Below are 20,645 nucleotides of genomic sequence, written 5' to 3' on the forward strand. Positions count from 1 at the left end.
CCACTTCTCATATCTTAATAAGTTTAAAAAACAAAAAGATACCCCTCAGGTATCTTTTTGTTTTGATATTTTTTCTCTGAGTGACATTTACACCGATTGATCAATACAGCGGATTAACCTTGTTTCAATATCTTCTGCCAGTCGTTGAAGCTCTTCATTATGAAGCATATTAATCATAGCCGTAGGTCTAGGCATGCCAATCTTTGTTTCACTTTCATCTTGATATACAACCATTTTACAAGGCAGAAAGTATCCTACTAAGAGATTTTGCGATAGAACTCGCTGAGCTTCTTTCGGATTGCATACTTCTAATACTGTAAACGGTATATGAAAGTCCTGCCCTTTTTCCTGTAGCTTTGCAGTTAAATCGAAATTCCACAATACACCGAACCCTTCGCTTTTTAAGTTTTCTTCTAGAGAACTAATCGCTTCTTCTAAGCTTTTCGGTGTTTTTACCGTGTAATCAAACATCAAATCTCCTCCTGTTAAATTAAAATGATTTCCTTTTTTAGACGAAACTCGGAGTTGATACTATTCTGCCCCATCCTGTAGCTTTAAACCTGATATCAGCGGCAGCAGCCCCAAGTAAAATTACATCGCATGTTTTACACCTTTTTTAACAAGTACCCAGTTCGCTGGATAGCTTGTACAAAAGCCAATAATCATGGCGATTTGCATCATGAACCAAAAGACCGCGCTGTCTGGTTTGGGTGCCTGTGCAAAAAAGACATAATGTGATAAAGCCATCCAGCCAAACATGCCGATTTCAAACACAATAAGCGACCATGTATCGGCTTTTACCGCGTTTTTCAACTCATCTTTTGAGCTATTATCTTTCATACTCATACCGTAGTATTGAAAAGCAATTCCCGCTATATAAGCAAGAATAAATTCCGCTACGTAATCCGCAAAAAGTACGCTTCCAGCAATCGTCCATCCTGTTAAAAATACAATCGGTGCACCAATTAAATCTCCGACCGAGCACCCACTGCTGCAGTGCGTAGTCGATACAAAAACACTTTGCCAAAAAGGCTTTTCACTATGATGATGCTCATGATGACCTTCATGGTTATCATGCATATGCTCAGAGGAATGATGAGCGTGATTGTGTTTTTTTCGATCTTTACGTCCTAATTTAAAGTAAAACCATATTCCGGCGACAGGAGAATATAGCCCTGTGATAGGCCACACAATATTCATCACAAACATCATCTGCGGATGCTTGATCACGTCAATTGCAATAACTAAAAATTGAATAAGTCCAATTGTAATAGCTATATACGAAAGTATTTCTAGCCAGCTCATGTGCTACACTCCTTTAAGATTTATCTACCAACTACATACCCTCCACCCCTATATTCAAACATAAAAGACCACTTGCTCATTTTTATTATGTTTAATAAACCAAACGATAGTTTAATGTAATAGAGAGAAGAAAAATAAGGAGGAATTTTACAATGTCTCACGAAAATTATCAAACCGTTATTCAAACGCTGCATGACTGTATGAGTGCCTGCAACCATTGTTTTGATGCTTGTCTAAAAGAAGAAAATGTGGGTATGATGGTGGACTGTATCCGTTTTGATCGAGAATGTGCAGATATTTGCGGATATTTGGAACAAGCTCTAGAAAGAGGAACGCCTTTCGTTGCTGAACTGGCTGGAGTTTGCGCCGAAATTTGCGAAAAGTGCGGAAATGAGTGTAAGAAACACGATCATGACCACTGTCAAAAATGTGCGGAAGCTTGCTTGAAATGCGCGGATGAGTGTAGAAAATTAGCTGCATAATCTTTAGAACATAAAAAAGCTAGAACCCTTGAAGCGCATTTCAGGCATTAAGGGTTCTTTTTAGTGATATGGGAAGAGAAGATCTATAGACTCTCTAAAAAATGAATAAACTTTTTAAGGCTTTGCGAGCGCTGCTTCCCTTTCTTTACTACAAAATCAATATGAACGTCTTCTGAAAGCTCTTGATATTGAATGCTTTTCATATCACCACGAGAATTTACTACGCTAGCGGGTACTACACTCATGCCTAGTCCATCACGGACGCCTTGTAAAATAGCTTCTAATGAATCAAATTCCATAATATTGGCTTTATGTATATGATGTTTCTTTGAAAACTCTAATAGTCTGTTTCTATAGATGCAGTTTCCATCACTATTGATGAGTAGCGTTGGTTGGTCTTTTCCTTCTCTAGCTTCATATCGAGGTGAGATAAGCACCATTTTTTCTGCATAGTGATAAACCGTTTCAAACTGAGCCTCATTATAGGCACCGCTAAGAAACAGTCCGTCGATTTCTCCGTACGAAAGCATTTCTTGTAAGACTTGTTTTCTATCTGTTTTTATTTTAACTTCAATACTTTGGTGTTCTTTCAGAAAAGATGAGAATAAAGAAGGAACTTTAGTAGCAGAAACCGTCTGCGGGGCACCAATGATCAAGGATCTTTTAAACTTATTCGGATTAACTTCTGCTTTAGCTTCCTCCATTAAACGTAAAATACGCTGAGCATAGTTAAACAAAGCTTCCCCTTCATTTGTTAACGTGACTCCTCGATTCGTGCGTATCAATAATTTGGTGTCTAATTCTTCCTCTAGATTTTTAATCCGCTGGCTGATATGCGGCTGCACATATCCTAATACCCCCGCAGCTTTTGATAGTGACTTTGCTTCTGCCACGCATTTGAATATTCGTAAGTCTTGGCTTTCCATTTTTAATTCCTCCGTTGATATCACTTTAAATGATACCTCTCTTAGTATTACCTATTATATCCTTTTTTTCATCGAAGATATAATAAAAGATGTTAAGAGAAAGGAAGGTTTATAGAAATGATCGATTTTAAAAATAAAGTATTTATTATTACGGGCGGCGGCACTGGTATAGGCAAAACAACGGCTTTAAAGTTAGCTGACATGGGCGCGAAACTTGTGATAAACTACAGCAGCTCAGAAACAGAAGCGAAAAAAGTTGTAGAGGAGATTGCTGAAAAAGGAGGCATAGCGTTTGCTTTTAAAGCGAATGTAGCCAACGAGCAAGAAGTAAATGCAATGATTCATCAAACCATTGCACAATTCGGGCGGTTAGATGGTTTAGTGAATAACGCTAGTATTACAGCTCAAATCCCGATGAATGACTTAGAGTCTGTAACTGATGACGTATGGGACTCTTTATATGATGTAAACGTAAAAGGCATGTTTCACTGTGTAAAAGCAGCCGTTCCACATATAAAAAAACAAAAGGCAGGAGCCATTGTTAATGTAGGAAGCGTTGCCGGTACAACTGGCATCGGCTCTTCTATTCCCTATGCAGCAACAAAAGCAGCAATTCATACGATGACTAAGTCGTTAGCCATTGCCTTAGCACCACATATTCGAGTAAACTGTATCTCTCCTGGTGCAGTCGACACAAAATGGTGGTCTGGCAACGAAGATAAAATGTATCAGCTGGCAGGAAACCTACCTCTTCAGCGCATTTCTTCTCCTGAAGATATCTCAGATGCTATTTTGTTTCAGTTAAAGCAAGAGTCCGTAACGGGCCAAGTGTTTACGATTGATAACGGGCAAACTCTTTAAGCATACGTGAATATTCCTAAAAAAGAACCCCACTACTAGCAAGAAATAGTAGCAGGGTTCTAACAAGGCTACTGATTCAACCTCTACTTCCCCAGTGAAAACCCTTCAAACAGCCGGCCTCCATGTGGCGCTAACACTTTATCCACCAGTTGAATTACTTTATCTTTATTTCCTGTTTTATAAAAGGTATCAAATGCCTCTACAAACTCTTTACTAAAGCGTTCATTATAATCATTCAAAGACCGGACAATCCATTTAGAATCCCCGATCCAATGACCATTCGTTCTTAAAACAAATTCATGCGTTATGTAAGCGAGCGCGTTAGCAATAAAAAGTGATTCACCTTTATTTGAAGAACCAATTAAATCATCTAAGGCATCACTTATAAAATATCTTTTTAATCTAATCGTCTCTTCCGGCCATTTTTCGGGGCCTTTTTCAAGTAAGTGTTTTGCTTCTTTTTTTATAGACTTAACAATTCCATTATCCACTAAAATAATTCCCTCGGAAATCATTCTCGGCAGTGACGGTCTAGCCCTCTTACAGTCGCTTTTAAAAAAGGCTTGGTATGAAGTCAGATTATAAGCAAAAACTTCAATTGCCCATTCAAATTCAATGAGGGACTCTCTAAAAGAAGAAGTAAAATTATTATCAAAAATAACAAGATCAAGGTCAGACGTGTGGGTAGCTTCTCCTCTCACCACGCTCCCGGCGAGTAATGCGCCTTGACAGTTAGGGTAATGTTTAAAAATGAATTGTGTAGCTGCCTGCAGCGGTTCTAACCTTTTTAGCTCTTTCATCGTATTCCTCCAGAAAAACAATATATATTGTTTTTCTGGTTAGAACGTGGAAATTCCTTTAAATTAAAAGCTAAGCGTTTGTTTTAATGCCTGAATAGAAGTTCGAACCCCTGCTTCAACTGACATTGTTAAATCTTCCATTTCTAAAGAAACTTCTTCATCATAGCCCATCATCTTAACAACAGAGAAAAACTCTTTCCACCACTGTAAATCTTGACCACAGCCTACGGCCACGTAATTCCAGGCTCTATTTGCTACATCCGTCACTTCTTTTGTTTCCATCACTCCGTTCACTCCTGATAGATGTCTCTCAAGGCGCACGTCTTTTCCATGAACATGGTGAATGGCTGCTCCTAATTCTCTAGCTGACAAAATAGGATCTGCGCCCATCCAGATTAAGTGGCTTGGATCTAAATTTAATCCTACGATAGGTCCTACCGCATTACGAAGTTTAAATAACGTTTCAGGGTTATAGACTAGTTGAGAGCTGAAGTTTTCAAGAGCGATTTTTTCAATATCGCAGGCTTCAGCTTTCTTAACGAGCTCTTTCCAGTAGGGGATGGCTACTTCATTCCACTGGTAATCTAAAATCTCTTTTAACACTGGAGGCCAACTTACTGTATACGTAATCCAGTTTGGAATCTTGTCTTCAGGACTTCCGGCTGGTAATCCGCTCATCATGATCACTTTCTTTACACCTAATAACTTTGCCAGTTCAAACGTTTTATCCGTTACTTCCCGATGTTCTCTTCCCAGTTCACCTGGATCTAAAGGATTTCCAGAACAGTTTAACGCACAAAGCTTGATGTTACGCTTTTCTAATGCATGTAAAAATTCACTTCTCTTATCATCACTTTCTACTAATTCATTTAGTTTTAAATGAGGTGCCGGAGACCAACCCCCTGTGGTCATTTCGATTGTATTGATTCCCATCTCTGTGATTACATCTAACATTTCTTCAAAAGGTAAATGTCCCAAACTGTCTGTTACATAAGATAATTTCATTGTCTTCTCCTCCTAAAAATTTCGTCTGCAGCTTTTAATCTCAATAAGCTAAAAACACTGATTGTAAACGTTTTTATTTAATTTTAATAAAGTATAGCTATTATTATATAATTCCGAATCTTAATCGTCTTTGCTTTAAGAAGACTACTTTTTATCTTTTCAGGACATTTTTGAACCTTATTAGTTTTATTCCATAAAAATAACTCTCCTCTGCTTGGGACACATGTAAGCAAAGAAGAGTTGGCTAATCTTTATATGCAGTTGTTTTTAATTTTGTATATAGATTACGAAAACGTCCTGGTGAACTGCGCATTGAAGCTGTAAAAACCCGCGTAAAGTAGTGAACATCTGGAAATCCTGTTTCTTGAGCAATATCTCTAATCGATAAATCAGTTGTTTTGAGCAGTATCACAGCTCTTTTAATTCTTTCATTTTGTACATATTCCGAGTAGCTGACACCTAATTCAGTTTTAAAGAGACGAGACAGATGCCGGCTAGATAGGTGTAAATGAGTCGCTGTATCCGTAAGTTTAATAGAATTGGCTAGATTATCTTTAATGTATAATTTTGCTAGATTAAGGGTTAAAGAAGATGTCTTTTGAACAGCTTTCTGATAATGGTAATTTAAAGGCAAAACAAAAGTATTTATGAGCGAAAGAATAAGAGAATGAGCTAAATTTGTCAGTATTTCTTCAAAAAAGACATCTTCTCCTTTTGCGGCATGGTTCAAAAGAAACTTCCAAATGAACGGAGCCGTTCCATCTTCTTTTACATCTATTACTACTTTAGAACATCGTTTAGCTTCTTCTATTAGCTTGATGCACTTTTCAGTTGATTCTGATTCAACCAGTTCAAAGCCTACATACAAGAGAAAAAGCCCCCTATCGCTTTTTATGTGGTGTAATACGCCGGGCTTTGAAAGAAATAGTGTATTTTCTTTTACCGGATAGGGATGCCCGTCGTCTATATAAATTCCTTTCCCTTCAAGCACGTAACACACCTCAAAGAAAGAATGTTTATGAGAGACATTATCATAGTGCTTGGGCATAACTCCCCAATAATGAACGTGAAAAGACGCTCCGTTTCCTTGTGTACGATGAACACATTCATTTAAAGAAATTTTCCCCGCGATAAGATTAGCTGTCATATGCTTCACCCCCTTCTTATCTGAAGGAATCTGTAATTTATAAGAAATTTCAGAATTTAAATTCCGTTAAAATGTGAACATGATTGATGACGATGATTATCCGTTTTATGTCTGACAGCTTAACTAGTTACAGAAGATGGTTTTATTTCTTTAATTGTTTTGACGATAAACACCGGAACAGGCAGCAAGCTGAGTTTTCCTAATGAAGTAATGATGCGAATATACTTCATTTCACCTTCCACATCAATTTCATCTCCGATACTCCAGCATTCCATTGATTTTTGGCTAAGAACAGGAAGAATTTTCAGTGCATCGCCATCAAAGGAGATGTTATCTTTCACCTCTAAAAAAGAAAGATGATCCATTCTTTTATAGTGATGCTTTGGATATGTTCTTTTTTTGAATACTGTTCCCTTAATCCTCACTAAAGTCACCTTCTCTTTTTTATCAGAGTATTCCTTCCGCTTTGCTGTAAACAAGAGAAGACAAAGGTGATGGTCTCTCTTGTTTACTTCTCAGCAAAAAACATCATAGCATGTAAACAGCACTAGTTAATTTTCTTAGCTGAGCCTTCAAGCTGGATAAAATTTTTCACTGTAGCTTTACTTCCGCAAGACTCGCGTACGATTAGTTCATCTTTTAATACAAACTTTTTTTGTTCTAAGGCTTTTCCGCTCATTAATCCAAGCAGTAATTCCATCGCTTTTTTTCCAATTTCATATTTAGGCTGCTCAATTGTTGTAATATGCGGTTCAATGATATCCGACATTTTTGAGTTATCAAATCCGACTACAGCTATATCTTCAGGCACTTTTAACCCGCTGTCTTTTGCGGCTTTTATCGCTCCGATCGCCATTTCATCGTTAAAAACAAATACGGAAGTTGGCCGTTGTTCTAACGATAATAAGCGAATCATTTGATGATAACCGGACTCTAGGCTAAAATCTCCTTCTTGAATAAAAGCGGAATCCACGGGTAAATCGTGGCTAATCATCGCTTGGCGGTATCCTTTTAATCGATCACGGCTTAAGATAACATTCATAGGACCAGTGATATGCGCAATTTTGGTATGCCCAAGGCTTATTAAATGCTCCGTTATTTTTCGCGCCCCGCTAATATTATCAATAGATACGGTAGAAATATCTAAGCCATCAATGTACTCACACGCAAGAACCGTAGGGAACTGTCTGGAGACTTGTTCAATTCTGTCTTTATCCATACGGGCTGTTAGAAGGATCATGCCGTCCGCTTGCTTTTGGAATAATAAATCAACAAACTCTCCTTCTCGCTCAATGTCATTTTCTGTATCTCCTAAAATTACTCGGTAACCGCTGTTAATCGCCGTATGCTGAATTCCTTTAAGAACTTCAGAAAAAAACGGATGAGTAATATCAGGAACAACTACTAAAATGGTTTTTGTTTCTTTTTTTCTAAACTGTCTTGCGATGATATGGGGCTGATAATTTAATTCTTCAATGGCTTTTAAAACTTTTTCCTGCGTTTCTTTGCTTACTAGGTGGGGCTGACTAAGAACTCGCGAGACAGTAGCTGGAGCTACATTAGCTAGTTTGGCCACATCACTCATTTTAACTGACATACGTTCACTCACCTTTATCTGTAGTAATTAACATTTTATAATAAAAAGTTCTATCCGTTTTGCATCTATCTTTATTATACATTACTAGCATAATAAAGCCTCTCTTTATCATCATGATGGAGTCCGGATAGAACAATTAAGGCTATTTTAAACTAGCTATGCCCACAAGTTCTGATCTTCTTTCAAGCATAAACCATGAAAAGTGATGCAAAACATATCTCGTTATGCTTTGCATCACTTCAGTCAATCACGTTAAATGTTTAGGCCTTCTTTAATATTTAATCCTTCTCTAATTGACTTTAACGTTACTTCGTTTGACCATTCCGGTCGATCAGGGTAAGCAAATACAGAGTTTGTTACGATGCCGTCAAATTTAATTTCTCTTAATTTGCGATACAGTGCGTCAAAATCAATTTCTCCTTCACCAGGATTTAAATGCTGGTGAATCGTTACTTTCGCATCAGGTGGATTTACAATATAGCGCAGCCCAAACGCTGCTTTATGGTTAAGAGTATCGGCAATCAGAACGTGTGCAAGCAAATCACCTGCTTCATCAATATGCTTTGCTACATCGCCAATGCCATCGTCATAAAAGAAAGCATGAGGGACAGAATAAACTAATTTAATCCAGTCTTTGTCCAGCGCACGAATCATTGCAATAGCTTCTGTGTTTAACTCAATAAAATCATTTGGATGCGATTGAAGGTTAAGCTTAATTCCTTCTTTTTCAAAAATCGGCATCAGCTCTTCCATCGATTTAACAAAAGCCGCTTCGCTTTCAACAGGGCGGCTCTTGTCGCCGCTGAACTCACTGTTCATTAAATCTACTTCCAGCTCAGAAGTAATTTCGATTGTACGCTTCCAGTTCCTTACTGCCGCTTCACGTTCCTGCTCATTTGGTGAAGACCACTGCTGTACCGGAAGCACAGACGAAATCTTTACCCCCGCATCGGCACAGTATCTTTTTAAGTCTTTTATACGCTGTCTATCAACTTTTGGATATTCATAAAACCAAATAAAATCTTTGCGCGGAGATAACTCTACGTATTCATAGCCTAATCTTGCAACTGTATCAATCGTATCTTTTAAACTTGTATTGTCACGGTAATGTGACGGATCATATGCTAAACGCAATGTAAGGCTCCCCTTTCTTTTATGCACACCAGACGTGTCCATCCCCTAAGTTTTAATTAAGCTGTTTTGTAAGCAAACCGTTTTTACAATTACAGTTTGCCTGCTGCAGTTAACGTTTTATGGTAGAAATCAGGGCGTTCACCTAACGAAATAGGAACAATGTTTCCTGATTTTTTCGCTTCTAAGCAAGCATCTGAAGTAACGGCCGCAACGTAACCGTCCCAAGCAGTAGGTCCATTCACTTCGCCTTTAAGCGTTGAGTTAATCCAGTCTTGCAGCTCTGTATCATAAGAGTCAATGAATCGATCTTTCCAATCTACTAAAATCTCAGTAGATTTTTTTGCTTCACTGCGCAACACGACGCTTGAAGGCTCAGGTAAATTAGCGATTCCTGTTTCTCCTACTACTTGACATTGAATATCATAGCCGTACTGGCAGTTTACAAAAACCTCAGCATCAATTCGAACGCCTTGCTTTGTTTCAAGCAGCACCATAATTGGATCTTGCAGATGTTCAAGTGCCTTGCTCGTTTTTCGCGGTGCCACGATTTGAACAGATACATAATCGTCATTTAATAACCAGCGCAAAACGTCAATTTCATGGATGAACGTATCAACAATTGACATATCGCCCGTGTATGTATCAGGTACCGTAGGATTTCTGTGTGCGCAGTGAACCATTAATGCTTCACCAATTTGCCCGCTTTCAATCACTTTCTTTAAAGCGCGATACCCTGTATCGTAGCGGCGCATATAACCAACTTGCACCAACGGCTTGCCGTGTGTAATTTCAGCGTCAACGATTCTTTTACAGCCTTCTGCCGTTGTAGCAAGCGGCTTTTCGCAAAATACAGGTTTTCCAGCTTGAATGGCCGCCAGCACAAACTCTTCGTGCGTCGGCCCCCAAGAAGTCACAACAACTGCATCTACTTCTTCTGATTTAATTAACTCACGTCCATCATCGTAAATAACGGCATCCAAGCTTTGATTTTTTACAACAGCTTTTGCTTGTTCTTGGTTTACATCCGTAACCGCAACGATTTTTCCGCCTGATAACGTATTTGTAATTCTTCTAATATGATCTTGTCCGATTGCTCCTGTTCCAATAACACCAATTTTCAACACCATAATCTATGGCCTCCTTCAATATGTGAGCTTTAAAAATAGAAATAAATGCTTGGTTCCACGTTTTATTTTGCTTTAAAAACTTTATATGACGCTTCTTTCTTATCCCATGCCGCTGCAAAACCAGTAGCGGTTAACCCTAAGGCTGCTGCAAAAAAGAAGCCTGTTTTAAGTCCCGTCCAAGAATTTAATATTCCTGCAGCAAAAGGACCTCCGAATATTCCTAACGCATACAGCGCTTGGTAGCTTCCCATCGCCGTAGCTCTCTTTTCTGCAGCTATTCTTTCAATAGACATTCCTAGCATAAGAGGAAACACTAATCCTAATGAAAACCCGTTCACGCTTTGAATGATACAAAGCAAAAGTTTATTTTCCGTCATAGGAATCATACAGGTAAAGAATGCAGCCAGAAAAAAGGCGGCCTTCAAGATGCTCCATTTTCCAAAGCGCCAAACAAATAGCTTTTCCATAATAAGAGGAGCAGCCGCATGAGGGATCATAAAGGAAAAGACAATCAAACTCAGCTCGCTCTCTTTAAATCCTGCGCTTAATGCGTACGCAGGAGTAAAACCAAACATGGTCGTGAAAATAAGGCTGTGTGCTAGAATAGACAGCAGCGAAATTTTTAATAGCGACGGCTCTTTTATTACGCTCATTAATTCTTTAAGCTTTATAGGCGATCTCTTTACGTTCTCTTTGGGCTCGTAAATGAAAAGAGAAAGAATAGTGCCTATTACACTCAAGATTGTTCCTATCCAAAACGGAGCATGCCATCCCCACTCACTTACAATGTAACCGCTTAAACTCATACCAAAAAGCTGAGCCAAAACCACTATAAACGAAATGATATTCATAGCACAAGTCGTTTTTTCACGTTCAAAGTAGCTTGAATATAAAATCGTAAAGGCAACCCACGTTGCAGCTGCCAATCCAGCCAAGCAGCGTGATATAAACACGCCTGTTAAGCTATCGGTCAACGAAAATAGCAGGCAGCTTGACATGCTGGCTATCATGCCGAAGATAACAAACGGTTTTCTCACTTTCACAAAGTCTGAAAAGATCCCGAGCGGCAAGCGACATAATAGCTGCATGAGTCCATAGCTGCTTAACACTACACCAATAAAGGCATACTTGCCTCCCAGCCCTTCCATATAAGGAGACAAAATAGGTACGTAAATAAACTGCGAGAACCAAAAGATAAATGAAACGGCTGCAAAAAGATACTTATCTTTGACGGTACTTATAGCACTCAACTAATCACTTCCATTTTGTTACTGCGAAAAAAACGACTTTTATTTTTTTATACGATTGTACTACGGGGTACTAGCAAATGTCGCTAGTATCCCATCGTACGATAAGTAAATTCTTAGTAGCGTGCCGTAACCATTTTTTTTCTTGTATAAAACTCTACGCCGTCCGTACCGTTGGCATGAAGATCGCCATAGAAAGAGTCTTTCCAGCCTGAGAATGGGAAGAACGCCATAGGTGCCGGCACCCCTACGTTCACTCCTAGCATGCCTGACTCAATATTTTCACGGAACTCACGTACGCTTGCGCCGCTGTCTGTATAGATACAAGCACCGTTTGCGAATCGGGAGTTGTTGGCAACATCAATTGCTTCTTCTAATGTTTTTACACGCACGATAGAAAGCACCGGTGCAAAGATTTCGTCTTGCCAGATTTTCATTTCTTGTGTAACGTTATCAAAAATAGTGGGTCCAACAAAATAGCCGTTCTCTTTTACCGCGTGATCTTCACGGCCGTCACGAACTAAGCGAGCTCCTTCTTCTACGCCAGCTTCAATATAGCTAAGCGTACGTTCTTTATGGTTTTCACGAATAACCGGCCCTAAGAAAACATCTTTTTCTAATCCGTTTCCAATGACAATATTGTTTGACTCTTGAACAAGTCGTGAAATTAATTCATCTGCCACTCCTTCTTGCACCGTTACGACAGATGCTGCCATGCAGCGTTCACCTGCTGAACCGAAAGCAGCTCCGATAATTTGTTTTGTTGCTACGTTTAAATCTGCATCGTTTAATACGATTGAGTGGTTTTTAGCACCCGCTAATGCTTGAACACGCTTTAAGTTTTCTGTACCTTTTTTATACACATATTCAGCTACTGGCTGTGAACCTACAAACGAAATTGCTTTCACTAATTTATGTTCAAGAAGGCCGTTTACCACATCATGCGCGCCGTTTACAATGTTTAATACGCCTTTTGGCAATCCAGCTTCTTCAAATAATTCTACTAATCTTGCTGCTAAAAGCGGCGTGCGCTCAGACGGCTTTAATACAAATGTATTACCGCAAGCAATTGCAAGAGGGAACATCCAGCAAGGAACCATCATCGGGAAGTTGAACGGGGTGATCCCGCCAATAACACCGATTGGATAGCGATACATGCCAGACTCAATGCCCGTTGCAATATCAGGAAGCTGTTTTCCCATCATTAACGTAGGAGCACCTGCTGCGAATTCTACACATTCAATTCCGCGCTGTACTTCTCCGCGCGCTTCATTAAAGCTCTTTCCGTTTTCAAGCGTCACAAGCTTCGCTAACTCGTCCCAGTTATCTACTAATAGCTGCTGATATTTAAATAGAATACGTGCACGTTTTGGCACCGCAGTTTTTGCCCATCCTTTGAAGGCTTCATTTGCAGCCTGTACCGCTTGATCTACATCTGCTTTTGTGGAAAGAGGTACCTCTGCAATGACTTCACCCGTTGCAGGATTATAAACTGGTTCTGTCAGACTTGTAGATGAATCCACCCATTCGCCGCCAATATAGTTTTTTACTGTTTTTACTGTTGTTTGTGTCATGTTCATTCTCCTCTCAATTTTTGATTACGCTTGTTGCAGAACTTCTTCGGCTGTATCCATAAACTGCTTAATTTCTTCTACAGTTGGCATTGCATCTGAAGAACTGTGTTTTGAAATAACGATGGAAGCAGAAGCACCGCCAAATCTCATCGCTTCAGGAATTGTAAACCCTTGCATTAACCCGTAGATAAAAGCAGATGCGTAAGAGTCGCCAGCTCCAAATGTTTTAAGCACTTTCGTTTTAAAGATGCCGCCTCGATGAGACTGGCCGTCTTTTGTATAAGCAATCGACCCTTCTCCTCCATGCTTGATTACGACAATCTTAGCATGATGGGAAAACCATCGTTCAGCTGTAACTTGATCATTTGATTCTTCATAATTTAAAAGCTTTTCCATCATATCGAATTCTTCTCGCGTACCGATTATTACGTCTGATTTTTCTGCCGCTAAATTATAGTAGACGGCAGTCTCAGCTTCTGATTCCCACGTATACGGACGGTAGTCCACATCAAAGAATACAACTACGCTATGTTTTCTCGCATATTCAAGAGCAAGAAACACGGCTTCTCTTGAAGGACTTTTAGCAAGAGCAGTTCCAGAGATAAGCAGCGCTTTTGATTGCTTAATATACTCTTCAGAAACTTCTGTTGGATGGAGCTTTAAGTCTGCCACGTTATCACGGTACATCAGGATGCTGCACTCTTCAGGACTTTTAATTTCAGTAAAGGCAAGTCCCGTTACGGCTCCTGTTTGATCAACTACAATGCCTTCAGTGTTAATGTTATTTTGATTTAAATATCTAGTGCTGAACCGCCCCATTTGATCATCTGACACTTTTCCAATAAAGCCTGTCTTCATTCCAAGCCTTGAAAGACCAATGGCGATGTTAGCAGGAGATCCTCCTACGTATTTTGTAAACGTCATCGTTTCTTCCATTGGGCGATTAAATTCATTTGCATTTAAGTCGATGCAAAGCCTTCCTACTGCAAGAAGGTCAAATCGCTTTTGTGAATCAAATGTTAAATAACTCATACTCGCGTCGTCTCCTTACTTTAATGCTAATTTTTCTTCCATAATCCATTCATGATCTTTACTATTATTAAATTTCCATGTTCGCACAGGACCAGCCATGACGTTTAAATAATAAACTTCATAACCTGGAGGCGCAGATACCGGGTGATACCCTTTAGGAACCAAGACTGCATCTCCATCTTTAATGACCATTGTTTCATCTAGAGATTGATCGTCCGTATATACTCGTTGAATCGCAAATCCATGTCCTGGGTTGACTTTATGATAATACGTTTCCTCTAAATACGATTCATGCGGCAAGTTGTCTTGATCGTGCTTATGAGGAGGATAGCTTGACCAGTTTCCTTCCGGCGTAAACACTTCCACTACCAGCAGACTATCGGCCGGCTTTTGTTCAGGAAGAATATTATGGACTTGTCTCGCGATATTTCCTGCGCCGCGATGCTCTACGCCTACATCTTGCGGCGTAATTAAACGAGCAGGGTATGTACCTTTTCCAGGTGCTGCGCAAACCGCAATTTCTAAGTCGGTTACAGCTTCTACTTCATAGTGATCATCATTCGATACATATACGGAGTACGGAGGGATTTTTTCAAAGATATTCATTCGCTGTCCGATGTTTTCCCATTTCTCTTCTTTTGTAGAAATGTTGGACTTACCGGTTAAAATCACAATACAAATCTCTTGATTTTCCGTATTTTTTTTAAGCTTTTGGCCTTTTTTTAATGAGTAAACGTCAAAGCCAATGTACTCCCATCCTGCAGATTGTGGGGTGATGCTTAGTACGTTTCCATCATTGTCAGCTGTTTGTGTTGGTACGATTAAATCAGCCATTCCTTTCCACACCTTTCTATTTCTTGTTTTTTAACGTGTTTATGCTAGGGACACTCTTTAATCAAGCAAATTGGATATTCTAGCTTTTTAAAAGATTAATATTTTCTTGCTTTTTGTAACTGGCTTTCTTTGCCTTCAAACGCCGTTTGAACGTTTGAACTTTCAGATACGGCTGCTACTCCTACATGCCACCAAGAATCGTAGCCGTCCGTCATTGTTTTTGGAAGAACTTTAATGTCAATAAGTGTACTAACACTTTGTTTTTTTGAATCTTCAATGGCATATTCAAGTTCTTCCATCGTATACACTTCGTATGTTTTGGCTCCGTACGCAGCTCCAGATTGAGCAAAGTTGATGCGCATAATTTCTCCATCAAGCTGCCCCGTCCGCGGGTTACGAACGCGGAACTCTGTGCCGAAGCTTTCAATTCCATTATCCATCTGCAAGTTGTTGATGCAGCCAAAGCCGGAATTATCAAAAAGAACAATATTTATTTTAATTCCTTCTTGAATGCTCGTTACCAGCTCACTATGAAGCATTAAGTAGCTTCCGTCTCCTACCATTGCATACACTTCTTTATCCGGCTCAGCCATCTTAGCGCCCAAGGCAGAAGCAATTTCATAGCCCATGCATGAATATCCATATTCAAGGTGATACGTATTACGTTCATTTGAGATCCACATGCGCTGAAGGTCACCCGGGAGGCTTCCCGCTGCACATGTAATAATAGAATCAGGTGCAATGAGTTCGTTTACTTTACCAAGCACAGTGGTTTGGACAAGTTCGGTGCTTAGGCTATCTTTATACTCCGACAGGCTTTGATCAAAATGCCCTTTAATTTCCGGAATAAATTCTTCGCCTGTGTATGCAATATTTTTTAGTCGAGCCAGCTCTTGATTCCACTCTGATTTGGCTTCTTCAATTTCAGTTTCATAGTCTGATTTATAGCCTTCTAATGCAGACGAAAGAGCTTCAAGACCCACTTTGGCATCCGCGACAATTTTAGTAGCCTCCAATTTTGATGCGTGAAATTCAGAAATGTTAATGGTTAACACATCCGTCTCAGCGTAAAACAGCTTTGAAGAAGTTGTGAAATCTGTAAAACGTGTACCCACGCCAATAATTAAATCCGCTGATTGCGCTATTTTATTAGCAGCGCTATTCCCCGTTACGCCAACTCCTCCTAGATTTAAAGGATGATTGCTTTCAAGACCGCTTTTTCCAGCTTGCGTTTCGCTAAATGGAATATGAAACTTTTCAGCAAATGCAGCAAATGTATCCGCAGCCTCTGAATAACGAACGCCGCCGCCTAAAATAAGAAGAGGCTTTTTCTTTGATTTAATTAGCTCCACTGCATTTCTGATACTTTCTTGCGAAGGCTCGCGGCGTTCAATAAGATGGGTACGCTCACGGAAGAAACTTTCTGGAAAATCCCACGCTTCACCTTGTACATCCTGCGGCAGCGCGATTGTAACGGCTCCTGTATCTGCCGGATCTGTTAATACACGCATCGCATTGATCATAGCCGACATCAGCTGTTCCGGACGGCTGACTCGATCCCAGTACTTGCTGACGGACCGGAAAGCATCATTTGTAGAAAGAGATAAATCATGCGTCTGTTCAATTTGTTGAAGAACCGGGTCCGGCTGGCGAGTGGCAAACACATCGCTTGGCAAAAGCAGCACCGGAATATTGTTTGCATTAGCTGTCGCAGCCGATGTAACCATATTCGCTGAGCCTGGACCAACGGAAGAAGAGCAGGCCATGATTTGCTTTCGATGTTTTTGTTTGGCAAAGGCTACTGCAGCATGAGCCATTCCCTGCTCGTTTCTGCCTTGATATACTTCAAGGTCGCCTGGGTTTTCCTGCAGCGCTTGCCCAATCCCCACTACATTTCCATGTCCAAAAATGGTGAATACTCCTTTGATAAAACGCTCTTTTTTTCCATCAAACTCTACATATTGCTGATTTAGAAATTTCACTAAAGCTTGACTCGTTGTTAATCTTATCGTTTTCATATACCTTCCTACCTTATCTTCTGAAATTGATCACCATCAGATTGATTTTTCTACCCTTTTTTCACATTTTAAATGAAATCGATTTCATTTGGTGTGATAAATGAGGTTTTATCCTTTTACTTCCTAGCTCTTTCCTTTGTTTCAGCTACTATTTAGCGATGAGACAAACACTTTCCTCCTCTGTACTTTTTAACGCTTGAAGATGGAGAAAAGCTCGAAAATTCATCATAAATTCCACTTTAAAATGAAATCGATTTCATTTGGTGTTAAAAAAATATTTTTCAAACTTCATCCTTAACTTTTCCATCATTTTTTTATGCTTTGTCTTACTTGTAAAACCAATTTTATTATACATGTAGCTCCGTTTGATGAAATCGATTTCATCTAATTTTAAAAGCGCTTTCTTATCTATGAACCTAGTTTATAATATTCAGTTTACTTTGTAAACACTTTTTTAAAAATTTTGTTAGTTTATCTTTTTATCCACTGTAATCGCTTTCTAGATAAGCCCGATGTGAAGAAAAAAGAAAAGGCATACTTCTTTTGTATGCCTACTGGCTCTTAGTCTAAGCGTATGTATAATCACTCAAAAACATTTATTCTTCCGCAAGGACAAACGTAATCTCATTTTCTTTTGCATAGTGCTGATAGCTGACGTCCACTTTATCTGTAATTAAATAATCAATTTCATGCAACTGACAATACGTAACCATTGCATACTTATCAAATTTTGTATGATCTGCTAATAAAAACACTTTTGTACTTCTTTTTATGACGGTTTCTTTAATTTCACTTTCAACGGGCGATGAATTGGTAACTCCATTTGATATGGAAATACCCGTAGAAGCCATAAATACTTTATCAAAGTTGTAGTTCTTTACAGGGTTGGCATGGTTAAAACTTGAAAATGATTGAGTTTCACGTTCAAGGTAGCCGCCTGTAGAAATTACTTTTAACGCATCAAAAGGCAAGGCTTTTACTATAACATCTAAACTATTGGTAACAATCGTGATCGATTTGTCTTTTAGAAATTCGATCATTTCTAACGTGGTAGTTCCTGAATCAATAAAGATGACGTCTCCGTCTTCTACATACTGAGCTGCCGTTTTGGCAATTAAACGCTTTTGAAACTGATTTCTTGTTTGTCTTTCATTAAATGATTCAAGCTTCACGTGATTAACGGCTACTCCGCCATATACTTTTTTAATATGCCCTTCATCCACTAACTTTTGAACGTCGCGTCGAATCGTGTTTTTGGAGACTTCAAACACTGAAACCAAATCATCTAATGAGACAGATTCATGTTCAAAAACATACTCTTGAATTTGTTGAATCCGCTTCGTTTTTAACATTTTTACCTCCCCGTTTACCTTTCTTTTCGCTTTTTTGTTACTTACTATTATAACCTTTACAAAAGGCATTTTCTAGAAGAGTAACTGCTAAAACAAAGAGAGATTGAGACATAACTCCATTATTTCCAGCTAAAGACAAACAAGTTAGATACATAAGCTAGTAGGGATCGCTTGTTTCACCGCTGATGATTTCCGTGCAAGGCTTCGCTTTCCGCGGGCGGCCGCTGAGCCTCCTCGTCGCGTACGCTCCTGCGGGGTCTCACCTATTCCGCTTTTCCCGCAGGAGTCTTCGCCTTGCCCTCCAATCATCAGCTAGAAGCAACTCAATAGAATAAAATCCTATTAAAGAAAAAATCCGAACGAGCTGGATTCTCCTTCAAGAATCTCCATTCATCGTTCGGATCTTGCTTCAACTGTAATTCTTTTGTCTCAGCCTCTTTTTTATTAAGCTTTATGACTTGTATGAAACTCTCTCATTTTCTCTTTTACAGTCGCCATCACCGCTTCTTTTCCCGGTGTAAGAATGGTTCGCGGATCATACACGTCACTGTCACTTTCCAACGTGTGACGGACAGCGCGCGCCCAAGCCTGAAGGCACTCAGTGTTCACATTAATTTTTGCATGCCCAAGAGCTATTGCTTTTTGAATTTGGTAGTTTGGTATACCAGAACCTCCGTGTAACACCAGCGGTACATCTGTTAAGTCAGCTATTTCCTTCATTTCATCAAAGCCCAGCTGCGGTTCACCTTGGTACTGTCCGTGAACTGATCCTAAAGCGGCCGCCAAAGCATCGACTCCCGTTTCTTTTACAAGACGCAGACATTCAGCGGGATCAGCGTACACGATGTTGCCAATAAGCCCGTCTTCCATGCCTCCGACTGTTCCAACTTCAGCTTCAACGGAGACATACTGAGCAGCAGCATAGTCTACTACTTGCTTAGTCATGGCAATATTTTCATCAATTGGGTAATGAGAACCGTCAAACATGACTGAGCTAAATCCAGCGTCGATAGCTTTTTTACATCTTTCTACACTCATACCGTGATCTAAGTGAAGCGCGACAGGAACAGTAATATTCATTTCTTCTAACAAACCTTCGATCATGCCTACAATGGTTTTAAATCCGCCTAAATAGTCCACAAGCCTGTCTGAAACGGCTGCAATGACAGGCGCTTTTTCCTCTTCGGCAGCTTGTAAAATAGCCTGTGCCCACTGCAGGCTGTTAATATTATACTGACCAACCGCATAGTTTCCTTTTTTAGCGGCATGAAGCATATCTTTCATTGATACTAGTTTTGAAGATACTAACGTCACTGACTGACACTCCTTATCATGAATATAATTTTGTTGTTTGAAAGCTGTAGTATTCCGAGATAGCCTTAACGGTTGTCTCTTTAGCCGTCTTAATTGCTTCTTCCGCGTTTAATTGATAATATTCAGGTCGGAATAGCTCTACAGATACCGCGTCATTATAGCCTTTTTCTTTTAATGTTGAGAAAATAGCATCTAAATCAATCGCTCCTAGACCTGGCCATACTCGGTCTTCATCTGTTAAGAAGCCAATAGGAAAATCTTCCGTGTCATCAATATGAACGATAAATATTTTAGAAATATCCGCTTGTTTTAAGTCTTCCAACTTTGATCCCATCGCATGGAAGTGGAAGCAGTCAAGTACTAATCCTACGTTATCTCGGTTCACCGTTTGCACAATGTCATACGCTTGATCAAACGTATTAACCGTACACTGAGGGTGTCCTACAAACTCAACGGCGATTTTAACTCCGTAAGGTTCAGCCAATTCCGATAATTCATTCAGCACTTGTACGCAGCTATTTTTAATCTCTGCTTTTACGATTTTTTGTTCTGTTACTAAAGGAACGGCTACGATATACTGAGCGCCTATCTTTTGAGCAGTTTCTAGCATACTCTTAAACTCTTCTATCACTTCCTGGTACTCTTTTTCACTGCGGTTATTAAAGAAAACTAAAGCGTTCAGCGCTAGTGGTTTAATATGATTTGTATCAAAAAACTGTGCTAAATCATCCATTGAGTGACTTTCTAAATACTCAGGGAGTTTATCCATTGTGCGAATTTCGATATAATCATATCCGTGCTTGCTGCAATATTCAAGGTCCTTTACAAGATTTGAATTTTCTAATGTTGTTGCTTCGTTAAAACATAGTTTCATAATGATTCTCTCCATT

Annotated in this window: 21 protein-coding genes; 2 read left to right on the forward strand and 19 right to left on the reverse strand. The window is 39.4% G+C overall.

Translation table 11 applies throughout. The features are described 5' to 3' along the window. Nucleotides 1-87 precede the first annotated feature (87 nt). The gene (locus AC3WJG_RS01625; protein WP_337134262.1) at nt 88-471 is read right to left on the reverse strand and encodes a DUF302 domain-containing protein; all 384 of its coding nucleotides are present in this window, start codon (nt 469-471) and stop codon (nt 88-90) included. Nucleotides 472-591: 120 nt separating this feature from the next. Beyond that, nucleotides 592-1,305 (reverse strand): DUF4396 domain-containing protein, encoded by a 714-nt coding sequence (locus AC3WJG_RS01630; RefSeq protein WP_337134263.1) that lies wholly within the window; start codon nt 1,303-1,305, stop codon nt 592-594. A gap of 152 nt (nt 1,306-1,457) precedes the next feature. On the opposite strand from AC3WJG_RS01630, the gene AC3WJG_RS01635 reads away from it, so the two are divergent. Continuing rightward, nucleotides 1,458-1,787 carry a four-helix bundle copper-binding protein gene (locus AC3WJG_RS01635; RefSeq protein WP_098791714.1) on the forward strand — a complete coding sequence of 110 codons (330 nt, stop codon included), beginning with the start codon at nt 1,458-1,460 and terminating at the stop codon, nt 1,785-1,787. An 83-nt stretch (nt 1,788-1,870) separates the two neighbouring features. On the opposite strand, the gene AC3WJG_RS01640 is transcribed toward AC3WJG_RS01635, so the two are convergent. Next, nucleotides 1,871-2,713 carry a LysR family transcriptional regulator gene (locus AC3WJG_RS01640; protein ID WP_253351573.1) on the reverse strand — a complete coding sequence of 281 codons (843 nt, stop codon included), beginning with the start codon at nt 2,711-2,713 and terminating at the stop codon, nt 1,871-1,873. Between the two features lie 117 nt (nt 2,714-2,830). Here AC3WJG_RS01640 and AC3WJG_RS01645 point away from each other — a divergent pair, with 117 nt between their 5' ends. After that, nucleotides 2,831-3,574: an SDR family NAD(P)-dependent oxidoreductase gene (locus tag AC3WJG_RS01645; protein WP_337134264.1), complete on the forward strand. Its 744-nt coding sequence runs from the start codon at nt 2,831-2,833 to the stop codon at nt 3,572-3,574. 83 nt (nt 3,575-3,657) lie between these two features. Here the strand turns inward: AC3WJG_RS01645 and AC3WJG_RS01650 are convergent, their stop codons facing one another. The 16 genes from AC3WJG_RS01650 to iolI all read right to left on the reverse strand — a co-directional run bounded on the left by AC3WJG_RS01650 (nt 3,658) and on the right by iolI (nt 20,629). Next, nucleotides 3,658-4,374 carry a nucleotidyltransferase domain-containing protein gene (locus AC3WJG_RS01650; protein ID WP_337134265.1) on the reverse strand — a complete coding sequence of 239 codons (717 nt, stop codon included), beginning with the start codon at nt 4,372-4,374 and terminating at the stop codon, nt 3,658-3,660. 63 nt (nt 4,375-4,437) lie between these two features. After that, on the reverse strand, nt 4,438-5,379 hold the full coding sequence (locus AC3WJG_RS01655; RefSeq protein ID WP_098965374.1) for a sugar phosphate isomerase/epimerase family protein: 942 nt from the start codon (nt 5,377-5,379) through the stop codon (nt 4,438-4,440). A gap of 244 nt (nt 5,380-5,623) precedes the next feature. Beyond that, the gene (locus tag AC3WJG_RS01660) at nt 5,624-6,526 is read right to left on the reverse strand and encodes an AraC family transcriptional regulator (RefSeq protein ID WP_492587910.1); all 903 of its coding nucleotides are present in this window, start codon (nt 6,524-6,526) and stop codon (nt 5,624-5,626) included. 119 nt (nt 6,527-6,645) lie between these two features. Next, the gene (locus AC3WJG_RS01665; protein ID WP_043981198.1) at nt 6,646-6,951 is read right to left on the reverse strand and encodes a hypothetical protein; all 306 of its coding nucleotides are present in this window, start codon (nt 6,949-6,951) and stop codon (nt 6,646-6,648) included. A gap of 122 nt (nt 6,952-7,073) precedes the next feature. Then, complete coding sequence (locus tag AC3WJG_RS01670; RefSeq protein ID WP_048019454.1) at nt 7,074-8,123, reverse strand: LacI family DNA-binding transcriptional regulator; 1,050 nt, start codon at nt 8,121-8,123, stop codon at nt 7,074-7,076. 252 nt (nt 8,124-8,375) lie between these two features. Continuing rightward, nucleotides 8,376-9,257: a sugar phosphate isomerase/epimerase family protein gene (locus tag AC3WJG_RS01675; RefSeq protein ID WP_043981194.1), complete on the reverse strand. Its 882-nt coding sequence runs from the start codon at nt 9,255-9,257 to the stop codon at nt 8,376-8,378. 89 nt (nt 9,258-9,346) lie between these two features. Further along, nucleotides 9,347-10,384, reverse strand: coding sequence for a bifunctional inositol 2-dehydrogenase/D-chiro-inositol 1-dehydrogenase (gene iolG / locus AC3WJG_RS01680; protein ID WP_334036889.1), 1,038 nt, complete (start codon nt 10,382-10,384; stop codon nt 9,347-9,349). Between the two features lie 62 nt (nt 10,385-10,446). After that, a complete protein-coding gene (locus AC3WJG_RS01685; RefSeq protein WP_337134267.1) occupies nt 10,447-11,634 on the reverse strand; it encodes an MFS transporter in 1,188 nt (395 codons plus the stop codon). A 113-nt stretch (nt 11,635-11,747) separates the two neighbouring features. Then, nucleotides 11,748-13,205 (reverse strand): CoA-acylating methylmalonate-semialdehyde dehydrogenase, encoded by a 1,458-nt coding sequence (locus AC3WJG_RS01690; RefSeq protein ID WP_098247926.1) that lies wholly within the window; start codon nt 13,203-13,205, stop codon nt 11,748-11,750. A 24-nt stretch (nt 13,206-13,229) separates the two neighbouring features. After that, nucleotides 13,230-14,237, reverse strand: a complete 1,008-nt coding sequence (iolC, locus tag AC3WJG_RS01695) for a 5-dehydro-2-deoxygluconokinase (protein WP_050690422.1) — start codon at nt 14,235-14,237, stop codon at nt 13,230-13,232. Between the two features lie 15 nt (nt 14,238-14,252). Beyond that, on the reverse strand, nt 14,253-15,071 hold the full coding sequence (gene iolB, locus AC3WJG_RS01700) for a 5-deoxy-glucuronate isomerase (protein WP_253351585.1): 819 nt from the start codon (nt 15,069-15,071) through the stop codon (nt 14,253-14,255). 95 nt (nt 15,072-15,166) lie between these two features. Beyond that, nucleotides 15,167-17,089 (reverse strand): 3D-(3,5/4)-trihydroxycyclohexane-1,2-dione acylhydrolase (decyclizing), encoded by a 1,923-nt coding sequence (gene iolD, locus AC3WJG_RS01705; protein ID WP_492587912.1) that lies wholly within the window; start codon nt 17,087-17,089, stop codon nt 15,167-15,169. A gap of 596 nt (nt 17,090-17,685) precedes the next feature. Then, nucleotides 17,686-18,441 (reverse strand): DeoR/GlpR family DNA-binding transcription regulator, encoded by a 756-nt coding sequence (locus tag AC3WJG_RS01710; RefSeq protein WP_048019446.1) that lies wholly within the window; start codon nt 18,439-18,441, stop codon nt 17,686-17,688. A 144-nt stretch (nt 18,442-18,585) separates the two neighbouring features. After that, complete coding sequence (locus AC3WJG_RS01715; protein ID WP_176524012.1) at nt 18,586-18,750, reverse strand: hypothetical protein; 165 nt, start codon at nt 18,748-18,750, stop codon at nt 18,586-18,588. A gap of 135 nt (nt 18,751-18,885) precedes the next feature. Next, nucleotides 18,886-19,725 carry a class II fructose-1,6-bisphosphate aldolase gene (gene fba / locus AC3WJG_RS01720; protein WP_221841093.1) on the reverse strand — a complete coding sequence of 280 codons (840 nt, stop codon included), beginning with the start codon at nt 19,723-19,725 and terminating at the stop codon, nt 18,886-18,888. 46 nt (nt 19,726-19,771) lie between these two features. After that, nucleotides 19,772-20,629, reverse strand: a complete 858-nt coding sequence (gene iolI / locus AC3WJG_RS01725; RefSeq protein ID WP_221840976.1) for a 2-keto-myo-inositol isomerase — start codon at nt 20,627-20,629, stop codon at nt 19,772-19,774. Nucleotides 20,630-20,645: the final 16 nt, after the last annotated feature.

Source organism: Priestia sp. FW507-14D1A (assembly GCF_058781295.1).

What these genes read in the sequence shown, in the direction of transcription:
- AC3WJG_RS01635 (WP_098791714.1), top strand. Translation starts at nt 1,458, where the DNA reads ATGTCTCACGAAAATTATCAAACCGTTATTCAAACGCTGCATGACTGT.
- AC3WJG_RS01690 (WP_098247926.1), bottom strand. Translation starts at nt 13,205, where the DNA reads ATGACACAAACAACAGTAAAAACAGTAAAAAACTATATTGGCGGCGAA.
- iolG (WP_334036889.1), bottom strand. Translation starts at nt 10,384, where the DNA reads ATGGTGTTGAAAATTGGTGTTATTGGAACAGGAGCAATCGGACAAGAT.
- AC3WJG_RS01625 (WP_337134262.1), bottom strand. Translation starts at nt 471, where the DNA reads ATGTTTGATTACACGGTAAAAACACCGAAAAGCTTAGAAGAAGCGATT.
- AC3WJG_RS01715 (WP_176524012.1), bottom strand. Translation starts at nt 18,750, where the DNA reads ATGATTGGAGGGCAAGGCGAAGACTCCTGCGGGAAAAGCGGAATAGGT.
- AC3WJG_RS01630 (WP_337134263.1), bottom strand. Translation starts at nt 1,305, where the DNA reads ATGAGCTGGCTAGAAATACTTTCGTATATAGCTATTACAATTGGACTT.
- AC3WJG_RS01650 (WP_337134265.1), bottom strand. Translation starts at nt 4,374, where the DNA reads ATGAAAGAGCTAAAAAGGTTAGAACCGCTGCAGGCAGCTACACAATTC.
- AC3WJG_RS01670 (WP_048019454.1), bottom strand. Translation starts at nt 8,123, where the DNA reads ATGTCAGTTAAAATGAGTGATGTGGCCAAACTAGCTAATGTAGCTCCA.
- AC3WJG_RS01710 (WP_048019446.1), bottom strand. Translation starts at nt 18,441, where the DNA reads ATGTTAAAAACGAAGCGGATTCAACAAATTCAAGAGTATGTTTTTGAA.
- iolI (WP_221840976.1), bottom strand. Translation starts at nt 20,629, where the DNA reads ATGAAACTATGTTTTAACGAAGCAACAACATTAGAAAATTCAAATCTT.
- AC3WJG_RS01655 (WP_098965374.1), bottom strand. Translation starts at nt 5,379, where the DNA reads ATGAAATTATCTTATGTAACAGACAGTTTGGGACATTTACCTTTTGAA.
- AC3WJG_RS01640 (WP_253351573.1), bottom strand. Translation starts at nt 2,713, where the DNA reads ATGGAAAGCCAAGACTTACGAATATTCAAATGCGTGGCAGAAGCAAAG.
- iolD (WP_492587912.1), bottom strand. Translation starts at nt 17,089, where the DNA reads ATGAAAACGATAAGATTAACAACGAGTCAAGCTTTAGTGAAATTTCTA.
- AC3WJG_RS01660 (WP_492587910.1), bottom strand. Translation starts at nt 6,526, where the DNA reads ATGACAGCTAATCTTATCGCGGGGAAAATTTCTTTAAATGAATGTGTT.
- iolC (WP_050690422.1), bottom strand. Translation starts at nt 14,237, where the DNA reads ATGAGTTATTTAACATTTGATTCACAAAAGCGATTTGACCTTCTTGCA.
- fba (WP_221841093.1), bottom strand. Translation starts at nt 19,725, where the DNA reads ATGAAAGATATGCTTCATGCCGCTAAAAAAGGAAACTATGCGGTTGGT.
- iolB (WP_253351585.1), bottom strand. Translation starts at nt 15,071, where the DNA reads ATGGCTGATTTAATCGTACCAACACAAACAGCTGACAATGATGGAAAC.
- AC3WJG_RS01645 (WP_337134264.1), top strand. Translation starts at nt 2,831, where the DNA reads ATGATCGATTTTAAAAATAAAGTATTTATTATTACGGGCGGCGGCACT.